Consider the following 23,311-nt stretch of genomic DNA (forward strand, 5'->3'; position numbering starts at 1 on the left):
CCGGAATCCACTCCCCGCCGAAGGCCGGCCATTACCTGATCGCGTTCGAACAAAAATGGTTTTATGTTCGCAAAGGTCCGCTCCAGAGCGCTGCGAGCGGGTGGCATCGGGGTTGCACTGTCCGTTCGGCAACAGCCGGTGATGATCGATACCCATGATGAAATCAGTCTCTTGCCCGCGTTTCGGTCTGTTTTTGCTGCTGGGGTTGTCCCTGGCCACGGCCCAGGCGCGTCAGCTTACCGATATGAGCGGCCGTACCGAGGAGATTCCCGAGCGGCCGCAGCGGGTGTTCCCCGCTGTGACCATGATGACGCCGGTGATGGCCGCCCTGGCGCCGGAACTGATGACCGGGCTGGCGTTTCGCCTGGCTCCGGGCGCCGAGGCCTTCCTGCCGGCCGGGGTGGCCGGGTTGCCCGTGGTTCCGGTGCTGGAGGACATGAACGCCGAGGCCATCCTGGTCATGCGTCCGGACCTGGCGATCGGCTGGAGCGGCGCCGGTCCCCTGATGCGGCGCACCGAGACGCTGATGCAGCGTCTGCGGATTCCGGCGCTGTTCTACAAGGGCGAACGCCTCGACGAATACCCGGCGACTTTCCGGGCGCTGGGCGATGCTCTGGGACGGAAGGTGCGCGGCGAGCGACTGGCGCGCTATCTGGAGGACAGCCAGGTCCGTTTGCGGCAGGCCCTGCGGGATCTGCCGGAAAGCGAACGGCCACGGGTCTACTACGCCGAAAGTCCCGACGGCCTGACCACCCAATGCGACAGCACCAGCCGCATGGAGGTGATCCGCCTGGCCGGTGGCGTTCCGGCGCTGTCCTGCGCCGACAAGGGGTTCGCCACCAGCAGGGAGGTCGATTTCGAAACCCTGCTGGAATTGGACCCGGACGTCGTCGTGGCGCGCAATCCGGACAGCGCGGCCCGGCTGCGCGGCGAGCCGCGCTGGCAACTGCTGCGAGCCGTGCGCGAGGGAAGGGTCTACGGGATTCCCGAACTGCCCTTCAACTGGTTCGACCGGCCGCCCTCCTTCATGCGCGCGCTGGGCGCGCACTGGCTGGCGCGCCTGCTGCACCCGCGGCGCTTCGACGAGGATATCCGCAGCGAAGCCGTGCGCTTCAACCAGGTGTTCTTCGGCATCGAACCGCCAGCCGCCGCGCTCGATCGACTGCTGGAGCCGCGCTCATGATGCTGGCCGAGCAGGTGATCGACGCCGAGGAGCCGGTCTTTCCCGAGGAGGAGTGGGGAGCGACCCGGCGGCTGGACTTCTATGGCCAGAACATCCCGCCGCTGGCGCGCGCGATGCGCCGTCTGCTGGCGGAGCATTTCCGTCGCCGGCAGCTGCAGCCGGCCTGGTACGTCACCGGGCCCTTCGGCAACGAACCCTACCGACAGTTCAGCGAGGTCGAAGACGCCGACGACCTGCCGGCGCTGATCGCCGATGCCGGTCCGCGCGCCTTCGGCCGTCCGGCCTTCGCCGAGCGCTGGGCCGGGGTCTACGCAGCGCGCCGCCAGGCCGGGCGGCGCGCGGAGTTCGTGCAGGCCGGCCTGTACGATCCGGCCGATATCTTCCAGACCCACGGCTGTTCCTGCTGGCTGATCCTGGCCGACGAGCAGGAACTGGCCGGACGCCCGCTGCCGACGGCCTGGTGCGATCTGTTCGCGCCCCGCTACGAGCGCAGCATAGTGCTCAACGGAGATGGCGACCTGCCGGCCCGCCTGTTGCTGGCCAATCTGGCGCACGACCACGGCGCCGCCGCCATGACCGCGCTGGGCCGCAACACCCGGGCGATCCGCAGCGGCGGCGAGATGGGCCGGGCGGCCGGCAGCCACAGTCCGGAGCGGGCCGCCCTCTACGTGCTGCCCTGGTTCTGGGCGCGCAACAACATCCACACCCAGCGTACCCGCATCCTCTGGCCGCGCGACGGCGCCTATGTCACGCCACTGGTTTCGCTGGGCCGCCGCGAGCTGTCGCCCGGCGCGCAGGCCGCGCTCGATTTCCTCGGCGGGCCGCTCTGGGCGGCGACCATGGAAAGCGTGGATTGCGTCGTGGCCGATCCGCGCCATGCCCGTGCGCCGCTGCCCGGCCCGTTGCGCTGGACTGGCTGGGAGCCGGTTCGCAGCGCCGCCTTGGATGATCTGGTCGCCTCCGCGGCCGCCCATTTCCGTCAGGGATTCCATGCATGAAACTCATCACCCTCGCCGGACCGCCGTCGTCCGGCAAGACCTCCATCGCCATCCGCACCCTGCAACTGCTGCGCGAGGAGGGCCTGCGCGCCGGCGTGGTCAAGTTCGACTGCCTGACCGGCCGCGACGGCGAGCGCTACCGGGCCGCCGGACTGCCGGTGCTGAGCGGCATCTCGGGCAATGCCTGCCCGGACCATTTTTTCGTCAGCAATATCGTGGATTGCGCCGCCTGGGGCCACGAGCAGGGGCTCGATCTGCTGCTCAGCGAGTCGGCGGGGCTGTGCAACCGCTGCGCGCCGCATATCCGCGGCCTGTACGCGGTCTGCGTGCTGGACAACCTGGCCGGGGTCGATACGCCGTTCAAGATCGGGCCGATGCTGAAGACCGCCGATCTGGTGGTCATCACCAAGGCCGATATCGTCAGCCAGGCCGAGCGCGAGGTGTTCGCCCACCGGGTGCGGCAGGTCAACCGCAAGGCGCGCATCCTGTTCGCCAACGGCATCACCGGACAGGGCGCCTGGGAGATCGGCCAGCTCTGGCGCGACGCCGCGGAGGACGACGAACTGACGGGCGGGCGGCTGCGCTTCTCGTTGCCTTCGGCGGTCTGCTCCTATTGTTTCGGACAGACCAAGATCGGCCACGAATTCCAGCGCGGCGTGGTGCGGCGCATCGAGATTCCCGGCCTCGAAACGGGTGGCGAACAGGAGCAGGCGCAATGAATCCCTTGCTGGACGATCCTTCTCTCGGCGAGTTCTTCCGCCTCAACGGTCTGCCGCAACCGCAGCCCCACGTCCGGCTGGACGACTACTGGCAGGGCCTGGCCTGGCAGCAGCGGGATCTGGGGGGCTGGACCCTCGACAGCCTGGCCGATGCGCTGGTCAGTTTCATGGCGGCCCGGAACGATCCGGCCGGCTCCCCGGTACGGCTTTGCAGCCTGCAGATCCTGGCGGGGCAGGCCAAGGACGGGACACCGGAAACCCAGGACCTGAATTTCCTGCCGGGCGATGTCGTCTGCATCGTCGGTCCCACGGGCTCCGGCAAGAGCCGCTTGCTGGCGGACATCGAGTGCCTGGCCCAGGGCGACACGCCATCGCGCCGGCGGGTGCTGGTCAACGGGCTGGAGCCCGATCCGGAGTGGCGTTTCTCCAGCGAGGCCCGGCTGGTGGCGCAGATCACCCAGAACATGAACTTCGTGATGGATCTGTGCGTGGGCGATTTCCTCTGTCTGCACGCCGAGAGCCGCCGGCTCGACGATCCCCGGGCCGCCGCCGACCGGGTGCTGGCGGCGGCGGTGGACATGGCCGGCGAACCTTTCGCCGCCGGCACCCCGCTGACCCAGTTGTCCGGCGGCCAGTCGCGGGCGCTGATGATCGCCGATGCCGCCCTGCTCAGCCCCAAGCCGATCGTGCTGATCGACGAGATCGAGAACGCCGGGGTGGACCGCAACCGGGCGCTGAGACTGTTCGTCGAAAAAGGCAAGATCGTCCTGCTGTCCACCCACGATCCCCTGTTGGCGCTCTCCGGCAGTCGGCGCCTGGTGATCCGCAACGGCGCCATCGCCAAGGTCGTCGAGGCTTCGCCCGAGGACCGCCGCTACGCCGAAGAACTGGCACGCCTGGATCGCGGCATGGCCACCCTGCGCGAGGCGATCCGTCGGGGACAGGCGCCGGCCGAGGTGTGGCCCGGGTTGGGATTCTGAACAGCGCTCCCGCGGGGCGGGCGCGGACGGAGTCCGGCGCCCCGTCCGCAAGGCCCGCGGCCTTCAGTCGGGGGGCGTGTACCCCAGCAAGCGGTAGTCGTGCGCATACACCTCGCGGATTCTTTTCCGCGTCGCTGCCTTGAATCGCTCGGGTCCGCCGCTCGCGCTCTTGAGCAGCGACTTGTTCCTGTGCGCCAGTTCGGCCCGGAGGCCGAGCCGTTCGCAGATCCGCGCGAAATCGCCGGGCAGATTTTCATAGCGGCCGACGAAGTCCATGCCGATCTGCCCGAGTTCGTCGGTCAGGAAGCGCCACTGGGGCACGAAGTGAATCTGCCGTTCGAGGTTTTCCGGACAGAGCCAGGCGTCGACGAAGTCGTCGAAGCCGTCATAGCGTTCGAGCATTCTCCGCATGGCCTGATCCTGTTCGTACGGGCTGGTGCCGAGCAGGTAGCAATAGGCCGAGTAGGCTCGCTCCAAGGGATCGCGGACGATGGCGAACTTGAATGCCCGGGCATGGAATTCCGGGAAGACCCGGGCATACCAGTTCAGGCTCCGATGCCCCGGGTCCCAGTCGCCGAACAGCGACGCGCAGAGGCTCTTGCCCGCGCATTTGGGCACATGCACGAAGATGCAGTTGTGCCGCTGGAAGGGAGCGGGAAGCGCCAGGGATTTCTTGAAGAAGGTTTTCTTGAACACTTCGCGTTCGATGGAGGGCAGTTGTCCCAGCAGGTAGTCCTGTTGCTGTTTGTTCAGGTTGCGCCAGAAGAGTCTTCCCAGGAAATTCATAGGTGGTTCCGCGATGCCAGAAAATGTCCGATTGCCCCGGAATCCGGGAATCGCATTCCGGGCGGCGCACTGCCCATGGCGCCGTGCCAAGCCCGGCGCCACTACAGCACAGGGGCGGGTAAGGATTCGTAAAGTTCGGTAAGACTTCGCGGGCTTTGGGTAAAAGTGGATGAACTCGTCGGGCGAGGGGAGTAACTAGCCGGCTTATCAGGACAAACCCAGCGGTCTGCACCTACCCATGACAAAGAATCTGAGCTGGCACGCATCGAGCGTCGGCAAGCTGCAGCGAGCCGGCGGCAAGCGACAGAAACCCTGCATCCTCTGGCTCACCGGCCTGAGCGCAGCGGGCAAGTCGACGATCGCCAATCTTCTGGAGCAGGAGCTGTTTCTGTGCGGTGCGCACACCTATCTGCTCGACGGCGACAACCTGCGCCACGGCCTGAACCGGGATCTGGGCTTCGCCGATGCCGATCGCCAGGAAAACATCCGTCGGGCGGCGGAAGTCGCTCACCTGTTCGTCGATGCCGGGATCATCGTCATCGCGGCCTTCATCTCGCCCTTCCGGCGGGATCGCGAACTGGCCAGGCGCCTGGTCGCTCCCGGCGAATTCCTGGAAATATTCGTCGACACGCCGCTGGAAGAATGCGAACGACGCGATCCGAAGGGCCTGTACAGGAGGGCCAGGTGCGGGCTGATCAGCCACTTCACCGGCATCGACTCGGCCTACGAGGTTCCGCTCGACCCGGAAATGCGGCTGACCACGCTGGGGTGGACGCCGGCGCAGAATGCCTGCGCGATCGTCGACTACCTGCGGGAAGGGGGCTACCTGAGATAGCCGGCCCCGGCTCTTTCGGGGACTTCGGCCAGGGCAATCGCATGAAGCGCTCGCCTGATATCGGACGGGAAAGATTGTGTGAGCCTTGGCATGGCTGCTTGCCGAGTGGCCGGACAGTCCCTGTTTCGGCCCCCCGGCCGAGTCACTTTTTCTTGCTGGCCAAGAAAAAGTAACCAAAAAGAAGGCCACCCCCTCATCCGGCCCTGCGCTTCGCTCCGGGTTCCCTCCCTACATCGCCGTTCCAGGGGCTCGCCGCGAAGGGCCATCCATGGCCCATCGCGGCTCTCGCGGCATCCTTGCCGCTCGACCCCTTCCACGACGATTCCGTTCGGCCTCCTGAAGGGGGCATCCGGCGCGGCCTGACAGGCCGTGCCGCAAGCGCGAAAGCGCTTTCAGGCAACTCGGAGCCCGATTCCCGTCAGGAGGCCGAGCGCAGGTGTCGCGGAGAGGGGCGAGCCGCAGGGAGGCGGCGAGAGTCGTACGAGGGGCATGGATGCCCCTTGTGCGACGACCCTCGGAGCGGCACCGGAGCGAGGGAAGTCTGGCCGCAGGCCAGACCCGGATGTCGGGCGCGCTTTCTCTTTGGTTACTTTCTCTTTCGCGCGAGCAAAGAGAAAGTGACTCGGGCGGGGGCCCGAAACAGGGACTGTCCGGCCACTCGGCAAGCAGCCAGTGCAGCGGAGCCGAAGACCACGCCGGAACGACCAGGCACACAATCTTTCCCGTCCGGTATGGGGCGGGCATTTCATGCGATTGCCCTAGGACTTCGGCCGAGAGCCCCGGCTGCCTGTCGGCCAAGGTTATAGCGGGTTTGTCCGCGATTGGGTCGCGTCGGGCAAAAGTGTCGCGAACAGGTTCGCGCCTGCCCGGGCGCCATCGAGCTGGTTCCTCCGGCCAGTAAGCGTGCAGGGCCCCGGAAGGGCCGATGGTCAGACCGCTTCCAGCTTGGCGTAGCCGAGCATCAGCCACTTGCTGCCTTCGTCCTCGAAGTTCACCTGCACCCGCGCCTGGGCGCCGGCGCCCTCGAAGTTGAGGATGGTGCCTTCGCCGAACAGCGGATGGCGCACGCGCTGGCCGAGAACGAAGGGGCTGTCCGGCACGGCGGCGCCGGCGAGCGGCGAGCCCTGGCCGGCGCGGACGGCGACGGGGCGGCCGGGTCCGTTGGACAGGCGCACCTCGCGCAGCAGCGCCGGCGGGATCTCGCGGACGAAGCGCGAGATCCTGTTGTAGGTCTCGCTGCCGTACAGCCGGCGGGTCTCGGCATAGCTGACCACCAGGCGCCGCATGGCGCGGGTGATGCCGACGTAGGCCAGGCGGCGCTCCTCCTCCAGGCGGCCGGGTTCCTCCAGGCTCATCTTGTGGGGGAACAGGCCCTCCTCCATGCCGACCAGGAACACCTGCGGGAACTCCAGGCCCTTGGCGCTGTGCAGGGTCATCAACTGCACGCTGTCCTCGAAGTCGCCGGCCTGCTGTTCGCCGGCCTCCAGCGAGGCGTGGTCGAGGAAGGCCGCCAGCGGAGTCTGCAGGCCCTCGTCCTCGTAGTGCTCGAAGGCGCGGGCGGCGCTGACCAGTTCCTCGAGGTTTTCCACCCGCGCCTGGGCCTTCTCGCCCTTTTCCGCGCCGTGGTAGGCGCGCAGTCCGGAATCCTCGACCACCACCTGGATCGTCTGCGGCAGCGGCAGTTGCTCGACCTTGAGGGCCAGGCTGTCGATCAGTTCGACGAAGGCGTTCAGCGCGCTGGCGGCGCGGCCGGAAACCAGCTTGCCGCCGACCGCCTGGTGCAGCGCGCCCCACAGCGAGAGGTCGGCCTCGCGGGCCAGTTGGCGCAGGGTCTCGACGGTCTTCTCGCCGATGCCGCGGGCCGGCAGGTTGATGATCCGCTCCAGTGCCGCGTCGTTGTGGCGGGTGTGGATCAGCCGCAGGTAGGCCACCGCGTTCTTGATCTCGGCGCGTTCGAAGAAGCGCTGGCCGCCGTAGATGCGGTAGGGGATCTTCTCCCGCAGCAGCGCCTCCTCGAGCACCCGCGACTGGGCGTTGGAGCGGTAGAGGATGGCGATCTCGCTGCGTGTCAGGCCGTCCTTGAGCGCCTGCTCGATGCTGTCGACCACGTAGCGCGCCTCGTCGTGCTCGTTGAAGGCGGCGTAGAGGCCGATCGGCTCGCCGTCGGCGCCCTCGGTCCACAGCTCCTTGCCGAGGCGGCCCTGGTTGTTGGCGATCAGCGCGTTGGCGGCCTTGAGGATGCTGCCGGTGGAGCGGTAGTTCTGCTCCAGGCGGATGGTTTCGGCGGCCGGAAAGTCCTGGCAGAACTGCTGGATGTTCTCGATCCGCGCGCCGCGCCAGCCGTAGATCGACTGGTCGTCGTCGCCGACCGCCATCAGGCTGGCGCCGCCCTGCGCGAGCAGGCGCAGCCAGGCGTACTGCACGGCGTTGGTGTCCTGGAACTCGTCGACCAGCACATGCCGGAAGCGCCGCTGGTAGTGCTCCAGCAGGCCCGGCCGGTCGCGCCACAGGTCGAGGGCGCGCAGCAGCAGCTCGGCGAAGTCGATCACCCCGGCGCGCGCGCAGGCCGCCTCGTAGGCCGCGTAGATCTTCGCCTGGGTGGCGAGGAACAGGTCGCCGCCCGGCTGGATGTGCTGCGGGCGCAGGCCCTCGTCCTTCTTCGCGTTGATGAACCACTGCGCCTGGCGCGCCGGCCAGCGCTGCTCGTCGAGACCCAGTTCGCGGATCACCCGCTTGACCAGCCGCTGCTGGTCGTCGGCGTCGAGGATCTGGAAGTTCTCGGCGAGACCCGCTTCCTGCCAGTGGGCGCGCAGCAGGCGGTGGGCCAGGCCGTGGAAGGTGCCGATCCACATGCCCATCGGGCTCGTCCCGAGCAACTGCTCGATGCGCGTGCGCATTTCGGCGGCGGCCTTGTTGGTGAAAGTCACGGCGAGGATCGCATGGGGAGAAGCATTCTCCACCTCGATCAGCCAGGCGATGCGATGCACCAGCACGCGGGTCTTGCCCGAGCCGGCGCCGGCCAGCACCAGGCGCGGACCCAGGGGAGCGGTCACGGCCTGGCGCTGGGCGGCGTTGAGTGCACTTAGCAGAAAGGATAGGTCTTCGCGCATCGAGGCATTCTAGCGGCGGCAGTGAAGACGGGGCAAACTCGGGCTACCTTGCAATGCTACACCGAGGAAGATCGCCCGATCGCTGACCTTGGGACTGGATGCGTCAATTGGAACCATGGACATGAACTCCGTTCTTTCCGCCAACGTCGTGCCGCCGGCCATAGAGCCGGAGAGCATCCGGGAGCGCTACGGCGTGCAGATGGAGGCGGCCGTGAACCGTCGCCTGTACCGTGCCGCGCCGCTACCGATCATTTTGATGCTGAGCGACGGCCTGGGCTGCGTGCTGCTGCGCTGGGAACAGCACAGCCCATCCTCTCTGGCCTGGCTGGGCCTGCTGGTCGGCCTGAGCCTGTGGCGCATCCTCGCCTTCTTCCGGGCTCCGGCGAAGCGCCAGGCCGACCCGGGCTGGCGCTTCACCTTCCTGGTCGGCGCCGCGGTGTCGGGGGCGACCCTGACCCAGACCGGCATCTTCCTCCTGCCGCTGGCCACGCCGCTGCAACAGGCGCTGATCCATGGCCTGCTGGCGGCGGCGACCATTTGCGCCAGCATGGCCTACGCGGCCAGCCTGGGCGCCTTCCTCGCCTTCGCCCTGCCCGCCCTGTTGCCCTCCAGCCTCTATCTGCTCAGCTTCGACAGCGGCGAACTGCAGGGCTGGGGCTGCCTCGGCCTGATCCTGCTGGCGGCTCTCGTGCTCAGCGCCTGGCAGATCAACCGGGCGACCCGCCGCAACCTGCTGCAGCGTTACCAGAACCGTTCGCTGCTGGAGTTCGAGAAACAGAGCCGCTGGGCCGCCGCCCGGCTGAACGACGAGCTGGCGCGCGAGGTGCAGTTGCGCAGGCGGGTCGAGGAGGAACTGCGCAGCGCGCAGAAGGCGCTGGAGGAGCGGGTCGACGAACGCACCCGGGCGCTCACCGCCAGCGAACGGGCGCGCCGCGAGGAAAAGGCGCTGCGCCGCTACCTCTCCAGCCACGACCCGATGACCGGCCTGGCCAACCGCAGCCTGCTGCTGCGCCGCCTGAAGCTTCTGGCCAGCCGCCCGCGGGTGCTCGGCCGCGAACTGGTGCTGATGCACTTCAACCTGGATCGCTTCAAGCGGCTCAACGAAAGCCTCGGCCATCAGCTCGCCGACGAGATCGTCCGCGAACTGGCCCGCCGCCTCGGCGGCAGCCTGCGCCGGGCGGACACCGTCGCGCGGATCGCCGTCGACGAATTCGCCGTGCTGCTGGATACCGACAAGAGCCTGGAGGAAGTGGAACAGCTCGGACGGCGCCTGCTCACCCTGCTGCGCCATGGCGTATCGGTGGACGAGCACGAGGTGGTGGTCAGCGCCTCGCTGGGGATCGGCCTGCTGTCCGCGGCCGGCGGCGATCCGGCGACGCTGCTCTGCCAGGCGGCGATGGCCATGCGCCACGCCAAGCAGCTCGGTTGCAACACCGTGCAGTTCTACCGCGACAGCCTGCAGAGCAGCGGCCGCGAACGCCTGCTGCTCGAAGCGCAGCTGGACAAGGCGCTGGGGCGCGGCGAACTGGAGGTGTTCTACCAGCCGAAGCTGAATTTCGCGGCGAACCGCCTGCAGGGCGCCGAGGCGCTGGTGCGCTGGCGCCATCCCCAGCGAGGCCTGGTCTCGCCGGCCCAGTTCATCCCCCTGGCCGAGGAAACCGGACAGATCGGCGCCATCGGCGACTTCGTCCTGTCCGAGGCCTGCAGCCAGGCGAGCGCCTGGCTGCAGGCGGGCATCGCCGGGCTGCGCGTGGCGGTGAACGTCTCTATGGGCCAGTTGCGCCAGGACGACTTCGTCGAGCGGGTCGGCGCCGTGCTGGCGAGGACCGGCCTGCCGGCGCACCTGCTGGAACTGGAGCTGACCGAGAGCCAGTTGTCGGACGATGTCGAGCACCTGGCCCGGGTGTTCGGCGCGCTGCGCGCCCTGGGCGTGCGCCTGGCGATCGACGATTTCGGCACCGGCTATTCGTCGCTCGGCTATCTCAAGCACCTGCCGGTGAACGTGGTGAAGATCGACCAGACCTTCATCCGCAGTCTCGACGGCTCCGGCCGGGGCGGCGATGCGGCGATCACCCGGGCGATCATCGTCATGGCCCACAGCCTGGGCCTGGAGGTGGTCGCCGAGGGGGTCGAGGAGCAGGCGCAGCTCGAGTTCCTGCGCGAGCACGGTTGCGACGAGATCCAGGGTTACCTGATCGGCCGGCCGGTGGAGGCGGCGATCCTGACCAGCCGCCTGCACGAGCAGACCGCGCAGCCATCCTGCGCGGTCGACTGAGTCTCAGCCGCGGGTGGTGGCGCCGTCCAGCTCGCGCATCAGGAGGGCATGGCCGAGGTCCACGCCTTCCGGTACCGGCAGGTAGAGGGTGTGGCCGTCGCCCGGGGCCACCTCGGCGCGCTCGCCGCGCTTGTTCTCCAGCGCCTCCAGGCGGAAGTTCAGGTTGCCCCGGGGGGTCATCAGCTCCAGGCGGTCGCCGAGGGCGAAACGGTTCTTCACCTGCACCTCGGCCAGACCGTTGCGGCGCTCGCCGGTCAGCTCGCCGACGAACTGCTGGCGTTCGGACAGCGAATAGCCATGGGCATAGTTCTGGTATTCGTCGTGTACGTGGCGGCGCAGGAAGCCCTCGGTGTAGCCGCGATGGGCCAGCGATTCCAGGGTGTCCATCAACGACTTGTCGAACGGCCGGCCGGCCACCGCGTCGTCGATCGCCTTGCGGTAGACCTGGGCGGTGCGCGCCACGTAGTAGTGGCTCTTGGTGCGGCCCTCGATCTTCAGCGAATGCACGCCCATCTTCACCAGCCGCTCGACGTGCTGCACGGCGCGCAGGTCCTTGGAGTTCATGATGTAGGTGCCGTGCTCGTCCTCGAAGGCCTCCATGTACTCGCCCGGCCGCTTGCTCTCCTCGAGCAGCATCAGCCGTTCGGTGGGCACGCCGCTGCCCAGGGTCGGCTCGGCCGGCTGCGCCCGGACCGGCTCCTGGACGTGGACGATGTTGCCCAGTTCGTCTTCCCTGCCCTCGTGCGCCCGGTACTCCCAGCGGCAGGCGTTGGTGCAGGTGCCCTGATTGGGATCGCGGTGGTTGATGTAGCCGGACAGCAGGCAGCGCCCGGAATAGGCCATGCACAGCGCGCCGTGGACGAACACCTCCAGCTCCATGCCCGGCACCCGCTCGCGCATCTCGCCGATCTCCTCCAACGACAGCTCGCGGGAGAGGATCGTCCGGGTCAGCCCCTGGCGGCGCCAGAACTCCACGCTGGCCCAGTTCACCGCGTTGGCCTGCACCGAGAGGTGGATGGCCATTTCCGGAAAGTGCTCGCGCACCAGCATGATCAGTCCCGGGTCGGACATGATCAGCGCATCCGGTTGCATGTCGATCACCGGCTGCAGGTCCTTGAGGAAGGTCTTCAGCTTGGTGTTGTGCGGGGCGATGTTGACCACCACGTAGAAGCGTCTGCCCTGGGCGTGGGCTTCCGCGATGCCGAGCGCCAGGTGGGCATGATCGAATTCGTTGTTGCGCACCCGCAGGCTGTAGCGCGGCTGCCCGGCGTACACCGCATCGGCGCCGTAGGCGAAGGCGTAGCGCATGGACTTGAGGGTGCCGGCGGGAGACAGCAGTTCGGGACGGAAGGCGGAAGCGGTCATGGCGCAGCGACTCGCGGGCTAGTAGCGAAAGGGCGAGGGATTCTACTGCGCTTTACCGGAACGCGCGCCTTTCCGGTGAATGCGGGCGACGGCCGTCATTTCCATGCTTTTCGTACGGTACGGTTTCTGCACGTAATGCCAGAGAGCCTGGCGAACGGGTAGTCACAGCCATGGGGCGGTGTCGGGTGGTTTATACCAAGGTAGGAAATCGCCTGACGTGTATTGATCCAGATCAATGAAATAATTACTTTTTATTTCAAGGTTTGGCCCATCGATAGCGTATCTGGCACCGTTCGACCCCGCCACCGCTCGCCTGCTAACGCTAAGGAGGAGCGGTCGTCCGAGCCGGTGGTTCAAGGAAGCAGAAACCCAGCAATGTTCCTCGGAGGAACCCCCATGAAGAACTTCGCGATCCCGACCCTGATCCTCGGCCTGTTGGCCTTCGCCAGCGCGCATGCCGCCGAGGCGGTCGAGGAAACCGAAGAACAGACCACCGGCAAGTCGCTGGGTGGCATGAACGGCATGATGATCGGCGCCATCGGCGGTCCGCTCGGCATGCTGATCGGGGCGGGTGTCGGCGCGCTGTTCGGCGGCAGCGCCCAGGAGGCCGCCGGCCTCGGCGAACGCGACCACGAGGCCGAAGGCGCCGACGGCGAGCAGAAGGTACTGCACGCGCCCAACTGAGTCGGCCGCTCCTCCGCCGGCCTTTCCGCATTCCGTTCGTTTCCGCCCCTCCGCTCGTTGCCCCTCCGCGCCGGCCTCCGCCAAGGTCCCGCGCAGGCCGCTTCCTGCCCGCATCGTCCCTATTGCCCGCCTGCGCCATCCATCGTTCTCGATGGCGATGAGCACAGATACGGCTACGATTACTTGATCTGGATCAATGAAAGTTCATTTTTTTGGAGGGATTCCGACAGGCGTTTGTGCGTGACGCGACATTTTGTCGCGAAACGCTCCGGGGAAAGGAAGCTAAGTCATTGATTCTACGTGCCAACCCTTCTGGCATGTTTCGTGGAATAACCATGTCGTAGCCCACTGAAAGTTCCTCGGAGGAACCGCCATGAAAAAGTTCGGCATCCTGGCTCTGACCTTCGGCCTGCTGTCCATCGGCACCGCCAACGCAGACGAGATCGTTCGTGAAGTGAAGGACCAGACCTCCGGCAAGGCAACGGGTGGCATGACCGGCATGATGGTCGGCGCCGTCGGCGGGCCGATCGGCGCCCTGGTCGGTGCCGGCGTCGGGGCGCTGTTCGGCGGCTCCGCCCAGGAAGCGGCCAATGGCAGCGACCGCGCCTACGTGGTTCGTACCGACAGTGGCGAACTGAAGACGGTACGCTCGCCGAACCGTACCTTCGCCGCCGGCGACAAGGTCGAGATCCGCGGCAACCGTCCGTATCCGAAACGGCCCAAGACCACCGCCCTGGCCGACGCCGGCGACAGTCTGCGCGCCATCCGCTAAGAGTTTTCCGGCCCGGACCTCCGACCGGGCCGATACCGCGTTAGGCTCTCCCGCCCCCCTGCCCCCCCTGGCGATCGAAGCGGCGGGAGAGCCGCCCTCACTTTTCCATGTCAACCATGCCGTCGGCCCATCCGCGCAACCGGGGTCGTACCGGCGTCTTTGCGTTTTCCGCCCGTCCGCGAGCCGGATGCCCCGGTCCTCTCGCCGGGTTTCCCGGCGTCCTCGTCTTCACGAACGCCGCGCGGTCGAATCGAGATGGATGTCGATATGCTCGATCATGGCTCCGGGTATCGAACGGAGCGGCGACGGCCTGCCGGTTTCGGCCACCCTTCCTGGTACGTCATCGCGAAAGCGCAGGACACTCATGGAAGACTCAGGCGAGCCGGTTGCGGAACAGCCAGGCGGCCAGCGGCAGGGTCAGCGCCGCCACACAGACCATGGGAATGAAGTCGCGCCAGACCTGCTCCAGCGGCGCGCCTTCCAGATATACCCGGCGCACCAGGTCGATGGCGAAGCGCAGCGGGTTGGCATGCGTGGCGATCTGGAACGCCTCGGGCATGTTGCGCACCGGGGTGGCCAGGCCCGACAGCAGAACCAGCGGCACCAGCAGCACGAAGGTGTACAGCATCGCCTGCTGCATGTTGGCCGACAGCGCCGAGATCGACAGCCCGACCCCCACCACCGCGACGGTGAACACCAGCAGGCCGACGGCCAGGGCCGGCCACGCGCCGGCCATCGGCACGTCGAACCAATGGATCGAAATCAGCATCACCAGGGCCGATTGCAGCAGGCCGATGACGATGGCCGGCAACGCCTTGCCGATCATGATCTGGCTGGGCGAGACCGGGGTCACCAGCAACTGGTCGAAGGTGCCCTGCTCGCGCTCGCGCGCCACCGACAGCGCCGCCAGCATCATCACCTGGATCATGCTCAGCGAGGCGATCAGGCCCGGCAGGATGTTCCAGCGCGTTTCCAGGTTCGGGTTGAACCAGGCGCGTGTCTCCAGCGTGACGGGAGGACTGGCGACTCCCGGCAGCGTGGCGTTGAAATTCGCCACCACTTCGCGGATCTGCGCGGCGGCGTTGCCCGCCGTGGTCGAGTTGCGCCCGTCCAGCAGTACCTGCAGCGGCGCGCTGCCCCGGCTGCTCAGGCGGCTGTCGAAGTCCGCGGCGAAGTGCAGCACCAGCAGCGCGTCGCCGGCGTCGATGAGGTCGGCGATCCGTGCCGGCGAATGCAGCGTGGCCACGCGATGGAACCTGCCGGTCCCGTCCAGCCGCGCCAGCAGGCGCATCGACAGCTCGCCGCGGCTCTGGTCGAGCACCGCATAGGGCACGTCGTTCAGGTCGAAGGTCGCGCCATAGCCGAACAGCAGGGTCTGCAGGATCACCGGCGCGATCAGGATCACCCGGTTGGCCGGGTCCTTGAGCACCGCCAGGAACTCCTTGCGGCACAGGTTGGCGAGTCTATACAGGTAGTCGATCACGGCGCTTGTCCTCAATCCAGGCGCTTGCGCGTCACCGCGCGCGCCAGCGCCAGCAGCGCGACCGCGTACAGGGCGAGGATCGCGCAGTCCTTGAGCACGATCGGCCAGTAGGTGCCGGCCAGGAACAGCGTCTTGACCAGCTCCATGAAGTAGGTGGCCGGCAGCAGATGCCCGACCACCTGCACCGCCGGCGGCACGTTGCGCAGGTCGAAGACGAAACCCGAGAGCATCAGCGAAGGCATGAAGCTCGCCAGGATCGCGACCTGGCTGGCCAGGAACTGGTTGCGGGTGAAGGCCGAGATCAGCAGGCCGATGCCCAGCGACACGACCATGTACAGCATGCTGGCGGCCAGCAACACCGACAACGAACCCTGGATCGGCACATCGAACAGCAGCCGAGCGGCCGCCAGGCACATGCCGAGCCCGACCAGTCCGACCGCGAAGTACGGCACTATCTTGGCCAGCAGTACCTCGCCCGGCCGGACCGGGGTGACGAACAGCGACTCCAGCGTGCCGCGCTCCCATTCGCGCGCCATCACCAGGGCGGTGAGGAAGGTGCCGACCAGGGTCATGATCAGCACGATCAAGCCGGGCACCAGGTACCAGGTGCTGTCGTTGGCGGCGTTGAACCACATGCGCTCCACCGCGACCACCCCGCTTCCCGCCGCGGCGCCCTGACGGTCCCGGCGCTTCTGCTCGCCCTGCGCCAGCGCGCCTTCGACGTAGCCGCGGATCGCCGCCGAGCGGGTCGGATCGCCGCCCTGCAGCAACAGTTGCACGCGCGCATCGCCGGCGGCCGCGCGCCGCGCGAAGTCGGCGGGCAGGTAGAGCAGCGCATCGACCCGGTGTTCGTCCATCAGGCGCCGGGCCGCGGCGAGCGAGCGCACCACCGTGGTGGACATATAGGTGGAGCCCTCCAGGCCGGCGACCGTCTCGTATGCCGCCGGCGAGGCGTCTTCCAGCGCCACCGCCAGGCGCGCGTCGCGCACGTCCAGCGACAGGCCGTAGCCGAAGATCAGGATCAGCGCGATCGGCAGGCCGATGCCGATCAGCAGGTTGCTGCGGTCGCGCAGCAACTGGCGGAACTCCTTGCGGATCAGCGCCGCCAGCCGTCGCCGGAAGTCGCGCCACGCGCCGCGCCGGGCTCCCGTCATGGCGTCGGCTCCGTCGTATCGCGCGCCGCACGTGCGCGTTCGACGATGGCGATGAAGGCCTGCTCCATGTCCAGGCGTCGCTGCGCGGTTTCGCCGGCCTGTCGCCGTACCTGCTCCGGCGTGCCCAGCGCCAGCAGCCTGCCGGCGTCCTGGATGACGATGCGGTCGCAGTATTCGGCTTCCTCCATGAAGTGCGTGGTGACCACGACGGTGGTGCCGGCGCTCGCCAGCGCGGTGATGCGCCGCCAGAAGCCGCGCCGCGCCAGCGGATCGGCGCCGCTGGTCGGTTCGTCGAGGAACAGGATGTCCGGCTCGTGCAGCAGTCCGACCGCCATCGCCAGGCGCTGCTTGACGCCGCCGGGCAACTGCCCGGCCGGCTGCGCTTGGTGTCCGCGCAGGTCGAACTGCGCGAGCACCGCCTGCATGCGCTGGCGCAACGCGGCGCCGCGCAGGCCGTAGGCGCCGCCGAAAAAGCGCAGGTTCTCCTCCACCGTCAGGTTCGCGTACAGGGCGAACTTCTGCGACACGTAGCCGATGCGGCCGCGCGCCTGGGCGCGCGCGCTGCGCAGGTCGAGCCCGGCGACGCGCGCCTGGCCGCCGCTCGGCGGCAGCAGCCCGCAGAGCATGCGGAAGGTGGTGGTCTTGCCCGCGCCGTTGGGGCCGAGCAGGCCGAAGATCTCGCCGCGCCGCACGCTGAAGCTGGTCTTGTCGACCGCGACGAAGTCGCCGAAGCGGCGCACCAGGTCGCGCACCTCGATGACCGGGGCGTCTTCCCCGGCCGCAGCGGCGCCCGAGCCTTCGGGCATGGCCCGGGCGGCCTCGGCCGGGCGCTCGCCGCTGCGCGCGCGCAGCAACACCATGAAGCCATCCTCCAGCTTCTCGGCCACCGGCCGCAGCGTCCGCGCGGGCAGCCCGAGTTCGGCCGGGCCGGTGGCGCCGCGCAGGATGAAGTGCACGCGCCCGCCATGCGGCACCGCATCGACGATCGCCGCGTCGTCGTCGAGCAGCCGCGCCTGGAGCAGGCGCGGCGGCTGTCCCGGCGGCGGCTCGGCGTCGTGGCACAGGCCGCGGGCATGCGCGGCGATCTCGGCGGGACTGCCGCTGGCCAGGACACGGCCTTCGTGCAGCACGTGGACCTGCGCGCAACGCTCGGCCTCGTCCATGTAGGAAGTCGCCAGCAGTACCGACAGGCGTTCCTGCGTCACCAGGCGCTGCACGATCTCCCACAGTTCGCGCCGCGACAGCGGATCGACGCCGACGGTGGGCTCGTCCAGCAGCAACAGTTCCGGCGAGCGCACCAGCGTGCAGGCCAGGCCGAGCTTCTGCTTCATGCCGCCGGACAGCTTGCCCGCCGGGCGTCTGGTGAAGCGCTCGAGGTCGGTCATCTCCAGCAACCGGGCGAAACGCTCGCGGCGCACCGGCAGCGGCAGCGCATGCAGGTCGGCGTACAGGTCGAGGTTCTCCTGCACGCTCAGGTCCTCGTAGAGGCCGAAGCGTTGCGGCATGTAGCTGATGCGGTCTTGCACCGCCTGCGGCTGGCGCGTCACGTCCAGGCCTAGCACCGACAATTCGCCTCGGTCCGGCCGCATCAGCCCGGCGACCAGCCGCAGGAAGGTGGTCTTGCCGGCGCCGTCCGGCCCGACCAGCGCGGTGAGCGCGCCATGCGCCACCCGCACGTCGACGTCGTCGAGCGCGGCCAACTGGCGCCGCGTCGCGGGATCGGCGAAGCGCTTGCCGACCCCGCGTGCGTCCACGGCCAGGATCTCGTCGGCGCTCATGGTCGTTCCTTCGTCTCCGCATCGGCGACCAGCCGGATCGTGGCGGGCATGCCCAGGCGCAGCCTGTCGCGCGGATCGTCGACAAGGATGCGCACCTCGTAGACCAGGCTGGTGCGCAGGTCCTCGGTCTGCACGGACTTGGGCGTGAACTCGGCGACCGAGGAAATGAAACCCACCCGTCCGTCGATCGGTGCGTCCGGTGCGCTGTCGGTGACGACCGTGGCGGCCATGCCCGGCCGGATGCGGCCCAGTTCGACCTCGTTCGCATAGGCGCGCACCCATTTGGGGTCGCTCAGCGCCAGCGTGTAGGCCGGCTGCTGCGGCGAGGCCATATCGCCCGGCTCCAGCAGCCGCGCGCGCACCACGGCGGCCTGCGGCGCGCGTAGCTCGGCCAGGTCGATGCGGTGCTGGAGCAACGCCCGCTCGGCCTGCGCCGCCCGCAATTGCGCCTCGGCGCGGGCGATGTCCTCCTGGCGCGGTCCGATCCTGGCCAGGCGCTGCGCCTGTCGTTGCGCGTCCAACTGCGCCTGCGCCACGCGCAACTGGGCCCGGGCGTTGTCCAGATCCTGCCGGCTCACGGCGTGCCCGCCGGTCCGCATGGAAGCGTCGTGCAGGCGCCGGAATTGCAGGCGGCTGCGCTCGACCTCGGCGGCGGCGGCGACGACCTGGGCGTCGGCCTGCGCGATCTCCTCCGGGCGGCTGCCGTTACGCAGGGCCAGCAGGCTCTGTTCGAGCACCCCGACCTGCGCCACGGCCTGCTCCAGTTGCAAGCGGAGGGTGCGCGTGTCCAGCATCGCCAGCACCTGCCCGGCGTGGACGCGGTCGCCTTCCTCCACGCGCATCTCGGCGATCCGGTCGCTGCCTTCGAAGGCCAGCGCGACCTGGCGGATATCGACGTTTCCGTACAGGGTCAGGACATCGCCAGGGCCGTCGTCGCGCCGCTGCCACCAGTACAGGCCGCCGGCGACGAGCGCGGTCGACAGGAGCGCTACCGCGAGAAAACGCTTTTTCGTCATGGATGGACGCCCGGACTCTATTGAGTTCGAATATAAATTTGAATTTGATTTGATCTATACTGGATCGGTCTTTTCTTGTCCAGTCATTCGCGATGCCCGTCTCCCGCAAGCGCTCCGCCACGAACCGGACCCCCGCCCTCGCCGGCAAGGGGCGACAGCCCCGGGCCGACGGTGACGCCACCCGTATCGAGATCATCGAGACGGCCGGCCGCCTGTTCGCCGAGCGGGGCTACCTCGGTACCACCAGCAAATCGATCTGCGAGCAGGCCGGCGTCAACATCGCGGCCATCAACTACCACTTCGGCAGTCGCGACGGGCTTTACCTGGCCGTGCTCAAGGAGGTCCACCGCCGCTTCATGAGCATGGAGTTCCTGCAGGAGCTTTCCGCCAGTACCTTGCCGGCGGCCGACAAGCTGCACCACTTCCTCGTCGAACTGGTCCGCCATGTCCTGGATGCCGACAACTGGACGATGCAGGTGTGGGCGCGCGAAATACTGTCGCCCACGTCATTGCTGGAGAGAGTCTTCCAGGAGGAAACGCAGCCCAAGTTCGAGGTGCTCGCCACGATCGTCGGCGAGATCGCCGCCATCGCGCCCACGGACCCGCGGATGCCGCGGCTGGTCCTCAGCGTGATAGCGCCCTGCCTGGTCATGCTGATCGTCGACCGCCGCTGCGCGACGCCGATCCAGCCGCTGTTCGCACAGTCGCCTGCGACGCTGGCGGACGGTCTGTGGCGGTTCGCGATGGCCGGTCTGGCCGACCTGGAGCGCGCTTAGGCGCCGGGCGCCGGGCGGCGGGCAAGATGGAAGCGGAGGATTCCGGGCAAAAAAAACCCGGACTTCGTGTGGGGGAGGAAGAAGCCCGGGGTTCAACTCCGGACCCCGAAGAGTCCGAATATCTGCCAACACTTAACACAACAAGGAGCATCGAGAGGCTTTTCAGCCAATCGTACCGGGTCTGACTGCACGATCGCGCCAAAAGTTCAGTCGGAGCGGCGAACGGGACTCTGGCACGAAGGGGCGGCTTTTCCGGGAGTGTTCGTGCTTTCCCGACGGCTTCGCGGTGGCCGGCTCAGTGCGCCTCGTCCCAGTTGCCGCCGACCCCGGCCTCGACCAGCAGCGGCACGTCCAGCGCGGCGGCGCCGCTCATGCGCGGCAGCAGGCCGGCCTTGAGCGCCTCGACCTGATCCTCGCGCACCTCCAGCACCAGTTCGTCGTGCACCTGCAGAATCATCCGCGCATCCAGCCCGCTCTCCAGCAGCCAGGCATCCACCGTCACCATGGCGCGCTTGATGATGTCCGCCGCGCTGCCCTGCATCGGTGCGTTGATCGCGGTGCGCTCGGCGGCCTTGCGCAAGGCGCCGTTCTTCGAGTGGATCTCCGGCAGGTACAGGCGGCGACCGAACAGGGTCTCCACGTAGCCCTGTTCGGCCGCCTGCGCCCGGGTGCGCTCCATGTAGGCGAGCACGCCGGGATAGCGAGCGAAGTAGCGGTCGATGTAGGCCTGCGCCTCCTTGCGCTCGACGCCGATCTGCCTGGCCAGGCCGAAGGCGCTCATGCCGTAGATCAGCCCGAAGTTGATCGCCTTGGCGCTGCGCCGCTGGTCCGCGCTGACCGCTTCCGGGGCGACGCCGAACACCTCGGCGGCGGTCGCCCGGTGCACGTCCAGGTCGTTCCGGAAGGCGTGCAAGAGGCTCGTATCCTGGGCCAGGTGGGCCATGATGCGCAGTTCGATCTGCGAATAGTCGGCGGCCACCAGCCGGTAGCCCTCGGGCGCGACGAAGGCCTGGCGGATGCGTCGGCCCTCGGTGGTGCGGATCGGGATGTTCTGCAGGTTCGGGTCCGAGGAGGACAGCCGCCCGGTGGCGGTCACCGCCTGGTGGTAGCTGGTGTGGATGCGCCCGGTGCGTGGGTTGATCTGCTGCGGCAGTTTGTCGGTGTAGGTGCCCTTGAGCTTGTTCAGACTGCGGTGGCGCATGATCACCTGGGGCAGCGGATAGCCCTGCTCGGCCAGGTCGGCGAGCACGCTCTCGGCGGTGGACGGCTGGCCCTTGGCGGTCTTGGAGAGCACCGGCAGGCCCAGCTTGTCGTAGAGGATGGCGCCGAGCTGCTTGGGCGAGGCGAGGTTGAAGGGTTCGCCGGCCAACTCGTGGGCCTCGCGCTCCAACTGCTGCAGCTTCTCGCCCAGTTCCAGGCTCTGCTCGCCGAGCAGCTTGGCGTCGACCAGCGCGCCGTGCCGCTCGATGCGCGCCAGCACCGGGACCAGCGGCATCTCGATCTCTTTCAGCACCTTCGCCAGCGCCGGGATGGCCTCGAGCTTCTGCCACAGGCACTGGTGCAGGCGCAGGGTCACGTCGGCGTCCTCGGCGGCGTAGGGGCCGGCCTGCTCCAGGGCGATCTGGTCGAAGGTCAGTTGCTTGGCGCCCTTGCCGGCGATGTCCTCGAAGCGGATGGTGCCCTGGCCGAGGTATTTCAGCGCCAGGCTGTCCATGTCGTGGCGGGTCGCCGTGGAATCCAGCACGTAGGACTCCAGCATGGTGTCGTAGGCCACGCCGCGCACCTCGATGCCGTAATGCGCCAGCACGTTCATGTCGTACTTGGCGTGCTGGCCGACCTTGGCCCTGGCCGGGTCTTCCAGGATCGGCCGGAGCGCGGCGAGCACCGCGTCGCGGTCGAGCTGGTCGGGCACGCCCATGTAGCTGTGCGCCAGCGGGATGTAGGCCGCCTCCAAGGGTGCGACGGCAAAGGACAGGCCGACCAGTTCCGCCTGCTGGGCGTCCAGGCTGGTGGTCTCGCTGTCGAAGGCGATCAGCCCGGCCTGCTTCAGCTTGTCCAGCCAGGCCGCGAAGCGCTCCCGGTCGAGCAGCGTCTCGTAGTGCGTGCCGGGCGCCGCCGGGTCCGCCGTGGGGCCGGCGGCATGGGCTTCGCGCAGCAGCTCGTCCAGCCAGCTCTTGAATTCCAGTTCGCGGTAGAGGGCGATCAGCGCCTCGCGGTCCGGCGCGGCCGGATGCAGCGCGTCGATCTCGATATCCAGCGCCACGTCGGTCTTGATGGTCGCCAGCCGGTGGGACAGGTAGGCCATCTCGCGGTGCTCCTCGAGCTTGGCGGCCAGCGACTTGGCGCCACGGATCGGCAGCGTCGCCACCCGCTCGAGGTTGGCGTAGATGGTATCGAGGCCGCCGCCCAGGCCCTGCAGCAGGCCGAGCGCGGTCTTCTCGCCGACTCCCGGCACGCCGGGGATGTTGTCCACCTTGTCGCCCATCAGCGCCAGGTAGTCGATGATCAGCTCGGGGCCGACGCCGAACTTCTCCGCCACTCCGGCGTGGTCCAGCACGCTGCCGGTCATGGTGTTGACCAGGGTGATGTGGCCGTCGACCAGTTGCGCCATGTCCTTGTCGCCGGTGGAGATCACCACCGGCCGGCCGTCGAGCGCGCTGCCGCGCGCCAGGGTGCCGATCACATCGTCCGCCTCCACCCCCTCGACGCACAACAGCGGCAGGCCGAGGGCGCGCACGCAGGCGTGCAGCGGCTCGATCTGCACCCGCAGATCGTCCGGCATCGGCGGGCGGTGCGACTTGTAGTGCTCGAACAACTCGTCGCGGAAGGTCGGCCCCTTGGCATCGAACACCACCGCGAAGGGGCTGTCCGGATATTGCTTGCGCAGGGCCAGCAGCATGTTCAGCACACCCTTCACCGCCCCCGTGGGCGTGCCGCCGGAGGTGGCCAGCGGCGGCAGCGCATGGAAGGCGCGGTACAGATAGGAGGAGCCGTCCACCAGGACGAGGGGGGTCTGGGTCATGATGAAGAATCAACCTTTTCCGCGGGTGCGGCGCTAAAATGAGAGAACCATTGACGACGAAAGGACAAGGTTATCATGCACACCTTCCCTCGCCTGCTGCTGGCCGGCCTGCTGGCTCTGGGCGCAGTCGGCGCCTTCGCCCAGCAGGATGCGCCGTCCGGCGAACCGGACGTGACCATCCGCGAGGAGGACGACAAGACCATCGAGGAATACCGCGTCAATGGTTTCCTCTATGCCATCAAGGTCACTCCCAAGTTTGGCAAACCCTATTTCCTGGTGCGCGCCGACGGCAACGATGCCAATTTCGTGCGCTCCGACGAGCCGACCATGCGGATCCCCGCCTGGAAAATCTTCGAATGGTAAGCGAGCCCTCCT

At 68.1% G+C, this 23,311-nt stretch carries 18 protein-coding genes; 10 read left to right on the forward strand and 8 right to left on the reverse strand.

All coding sequences use genetic code 11. From position 1 onward, the window contains the following. The first annotated feature begins 154 nt into the window (after window positions 1–154). The 4 genes from AVCA_RS00230 to AVCA_RS00245 are packed head-to-tail and all read left to right on the forward strand — an operon-like array spanning window position 155 to window position 3,880. On the forward strand, window positions 155–1,183 hold the full coding sequence (locus AVCA_RS00230) for an ABC transporter substrate-binding protein (RefSeq protein WP_012698740.1): 1,029 nt from the start codon (window positions 155–157) through the stop codon (window positions 1,181–1,183). After that, window positions 1,180–2,181, forward strand: a complete 1,002-nt coding sequence (locus AVCA_RS00235) for an ABC transporter substrate-binding protein (protein WP_012698741.1) — start codon at window positions 1,180–1,182, stop codon at window positions 2,179–2,181. The genes AVCA_RS00230 and AVCA_RS00235 overlap by 4 nt, the downstream gene beginning before the upstream one ends. Further along, the gene (locus AVCA_RS00240) at window positions 2,178–2,900 is read left to right on the forward strand and encodes a GTP-binding protein (RefSeq protein WP_012698742.1); all 723 of its coding nucleotides are present in this window, start codon (window positions 2,178–2,180) and stop codon (window positions 2,898–2,900) included. The genes AVCA_RS00235 and AVCA_RS00240 overlap by 4 nt, the downstream gene beginning before the upstream one ends. Next, the gene (locus tag AVCA_RS00245) at window positions 2,897–3,880 is read left to right on the forward strand and encodes an ATP-binding cassette domain-containing protein (protein WP_012698743.1); all 984 of its coding nucleotides are present in this window, start codon (window positions 2,897–2,899) and stop codon (window positions 3,878–3,880) included. The genes AVCA_RS00240 and AVCA_RS00245 overlap by 4 nt, the downstream gene beginning before the upstream one ends. A 63-nt stretch (window positions 3,881–3,943) precedes the next feature. Here the strand turns inward: AVCA_RS00245 and AVCA_RS00250 are convergent, their stop codons facing one another. Then, a complete protein-coding gene (locus AVCA_RS00250; RefSeq protein ID WP_012698744.1) occupies window positions 3,944–4,666 on the reverse strand; it encodes a sulfotransferase family 2 domain-containing protein in 723 nt (240 codons plus the stop codon). A 238-nt stretch (window positions 4,667–4,904) separates the two neighbouring features. Here AVCA_RS00250 and cysC point away from each other — a divergent pair, with 238 nt between their 5' ends. Beyond that, a complete protein-coding gene (gene cysC / locus AVCA_RS00255) occupies window positions 4,905–5,501 on the forward strand; it encodes an adenylyl-sulfate kinase (RefSeq protein WP_012698745.1) in 597 nt (198 codons plus the stop codon). Window positions 5,502–6,430: 929 nt separating this feature from the next. On the opposite strand, the gene uvrD is transcribed toward cysC, so the two are convergent. Then, on the reverse strand, window positions 6,431–8,611 hold the full coding sequence (gene uvrD / locus AVCA_RS00260) for a DNA helicase II (protein ID WP_012698747.1): 2,181 nt from the start codon (window positions 8,609–8,611) through the stop codon (window positions 6,431–6,433). A gap of 115 nt (window positions 8,612–8,726) precedes the next feature. On the opposite strand from uvrD, the gene AVCA_RS00265 reads away from it, so the two are divergent. Continuing rightward, the gene (locus AVCA_RS00265) at window positions 8,727–10,886 is read left to right on the forward strand and encodes a putative bifunctional diguanylate cyclase/phosphodiesterase (protein WP_012698748.1); all 2,160 of its coding nucleotides are present in this window, start codon (window positions 8,727–8,729) and stop codon (window positions 10,884–10,886) included. Window positions 10,887–10,889: 3 nt separating this feature from the next. Here the strand turns inward: AVCA_RS00265 and trhP are convergent, their stop codons facing one another. Then, window positions 10,890–12,251, reverse strand: coding sequence for a prephenate-dependent tRNA uridine(34) hydroxylase TrhP (gene trhP, locus AVCA_RS00270; RefSeq protein WP_012698749.1), 1,362 nt, complete (start codon window positions 12,249–12,251; stop codon window positions 10,890–10,892). A gap of 396 nt (window positions 12,252–12,647) precedes the next feature. On the opposite strand from trhP, the gene AVCA_RS00275 reads away from it, so the two are divergent. After that, window positions 12,648–12,935 carry a hypothetical protein gene (locus AVCA_RS00275; RefSeq protein ID WP_231876370.1) on the forward strand — a complete coding sequence of 96 codons (288 nt, stop codon included), beginning with the start codon at window positions 12,648–12,650 and terminating at the stop codon, window positions 12,933–12,935. 373 nt (window positions 12,936–13,308) lie between these two features. Beyond that, the gene (locus AVCA_RS00280; RefSeq protein WP_012698752.1) at window positions 13,309–13,707 is read left to right on the forward strand and encodes a hypothetical protein; all 399 of its coding nucleotides are present in this window, start codon (window positions 13,309–13,311) and stop codon (window positions 13,705–13,707) included. Window positions 13,708–14,080: 373 nt separating this feature from the next. Here AVCA_RS00280 and AVCA_RS00285 read toward each other — a convergent pair whose 3' ends face one another. Genes AVCA_RS00285 through AVCA_RS00300 form a run of 4 tightly spaced genes read right to left on the reverse strand, consistent with a single transcriptional unit; the run spans window position 14,081 to window position 19,138 of the window. Next, window positions 14,081–15,190 (reverse strand): ABC transporter permease, encoded by a 1,110-nt coding sequence (locus tag AVCA_RS00285; RefSeq protein WP_012698753.1) that lies wholly within the window; start codon window positions 15,188–15,190, stop codon window positions 14,081–14,083. Window positions 15,191–15,201: 11 nt separating this feature from the next. Next, on the reverse strand, window positions 15,202–16,344 hold the full coding sequence (locus AVCA_RS00290; RefSeq protein ID WP_012698754.1) for an ABC transporter permease: 1,143 nt from the start codon (window positions 16,342–16,344) through the stop codon (window positions 15,202–15,204). Next, on the reverse strand, window positions 16,341–18,122 hold the full coding sequence (locus AVCA_RS00295) for an ATP-binding cassette domain-containing protein (protein ID WP_012698755.1): 1,782 nt from the start codon (window positions 18,120–18,122) through the stop codon (window positions 16,341–16,343). The genes AVCA_RS00290 and AVCA_RS00295 overlap by 4 nt, the downstream gene beginning before the upstream one ends. Next, window positions 18,119–19,138 carry an HlyD family efflux transporter periplasmic adaptor subunit gene (locus tag AVCA_RS00300; RefSeq protein ID WP_012698756.1) on the reverse strand — a complete coding sequence of 340 codons (1,020 nt, stop codon included), beginning with the start codon at window positions 19,136–19,138 and terminating at the stop codon, window positions 18,119–18,121. The genes AVCA_RS00295 and AVCA_RS00300 overlap by 4 nt, the downstream gene beginning before the upstream one ends. A 92-nt stretch (window positions 19,139–19,230) precedes the next feature. Here AVCA_RS00300 and AVCA_RS00305 point away from each other — a divergent pair, with 92 nt between their 5' ends. Next, complete coding sequence (locus AVCA_RS00305; protein WP_012698757.1) at window positions 19,231–19,914, forward strand: TetR/AcrR family transcriptional regulator; 684 nt, start codon at window positions 19,231–19,233, stop codon at window positions 19,912–19,914. A 295-nt stretch (window positions 19,915–20,209) separates the two neighbouring features. Here the strand turns inward: AVCA_RS00305 and polA are convergent, their stop codons facing one another. Further along, complete coding sequence (gene polA / locus AVCA_RS00310; RefSeq protein WP_012698758.1) at window positions 20,210–22,936, reverse strand: DNA polymerase I; 2,727 nt, start codon at window positions 22,934–22,936, stop codon at window positions 20,210–20,212. A gap of 75 nt (window positions 22,937–23,011) precedes the next feature. On the opposite strand from polA, the gene AVCA_RS00315 reads away from it, so the two are divergent. Continuing rightward, complete coding sequence (locus AVCA_RS00315; RefSeq protein WP_012698759.1) at window positions 23,012–23,299, forward strand: DUF2782 domain-containing protein; 288 nt, start codon at window positions 23,012–23,014, stop codon at window positions 23,297–23,299. Window positions 23,300–23,311 lie beyond the last annotated feature (12 nt).

Source organism: Azotobacter vinelandii CA (genome assembly GCF_000380335.1).
GTDB lineage: Bacteria > Pseudomonadota > Gammaproteobacteria > Pseudomonadales > Pseudomonadaceae > Azotobacter > Azotobacter vinelandii.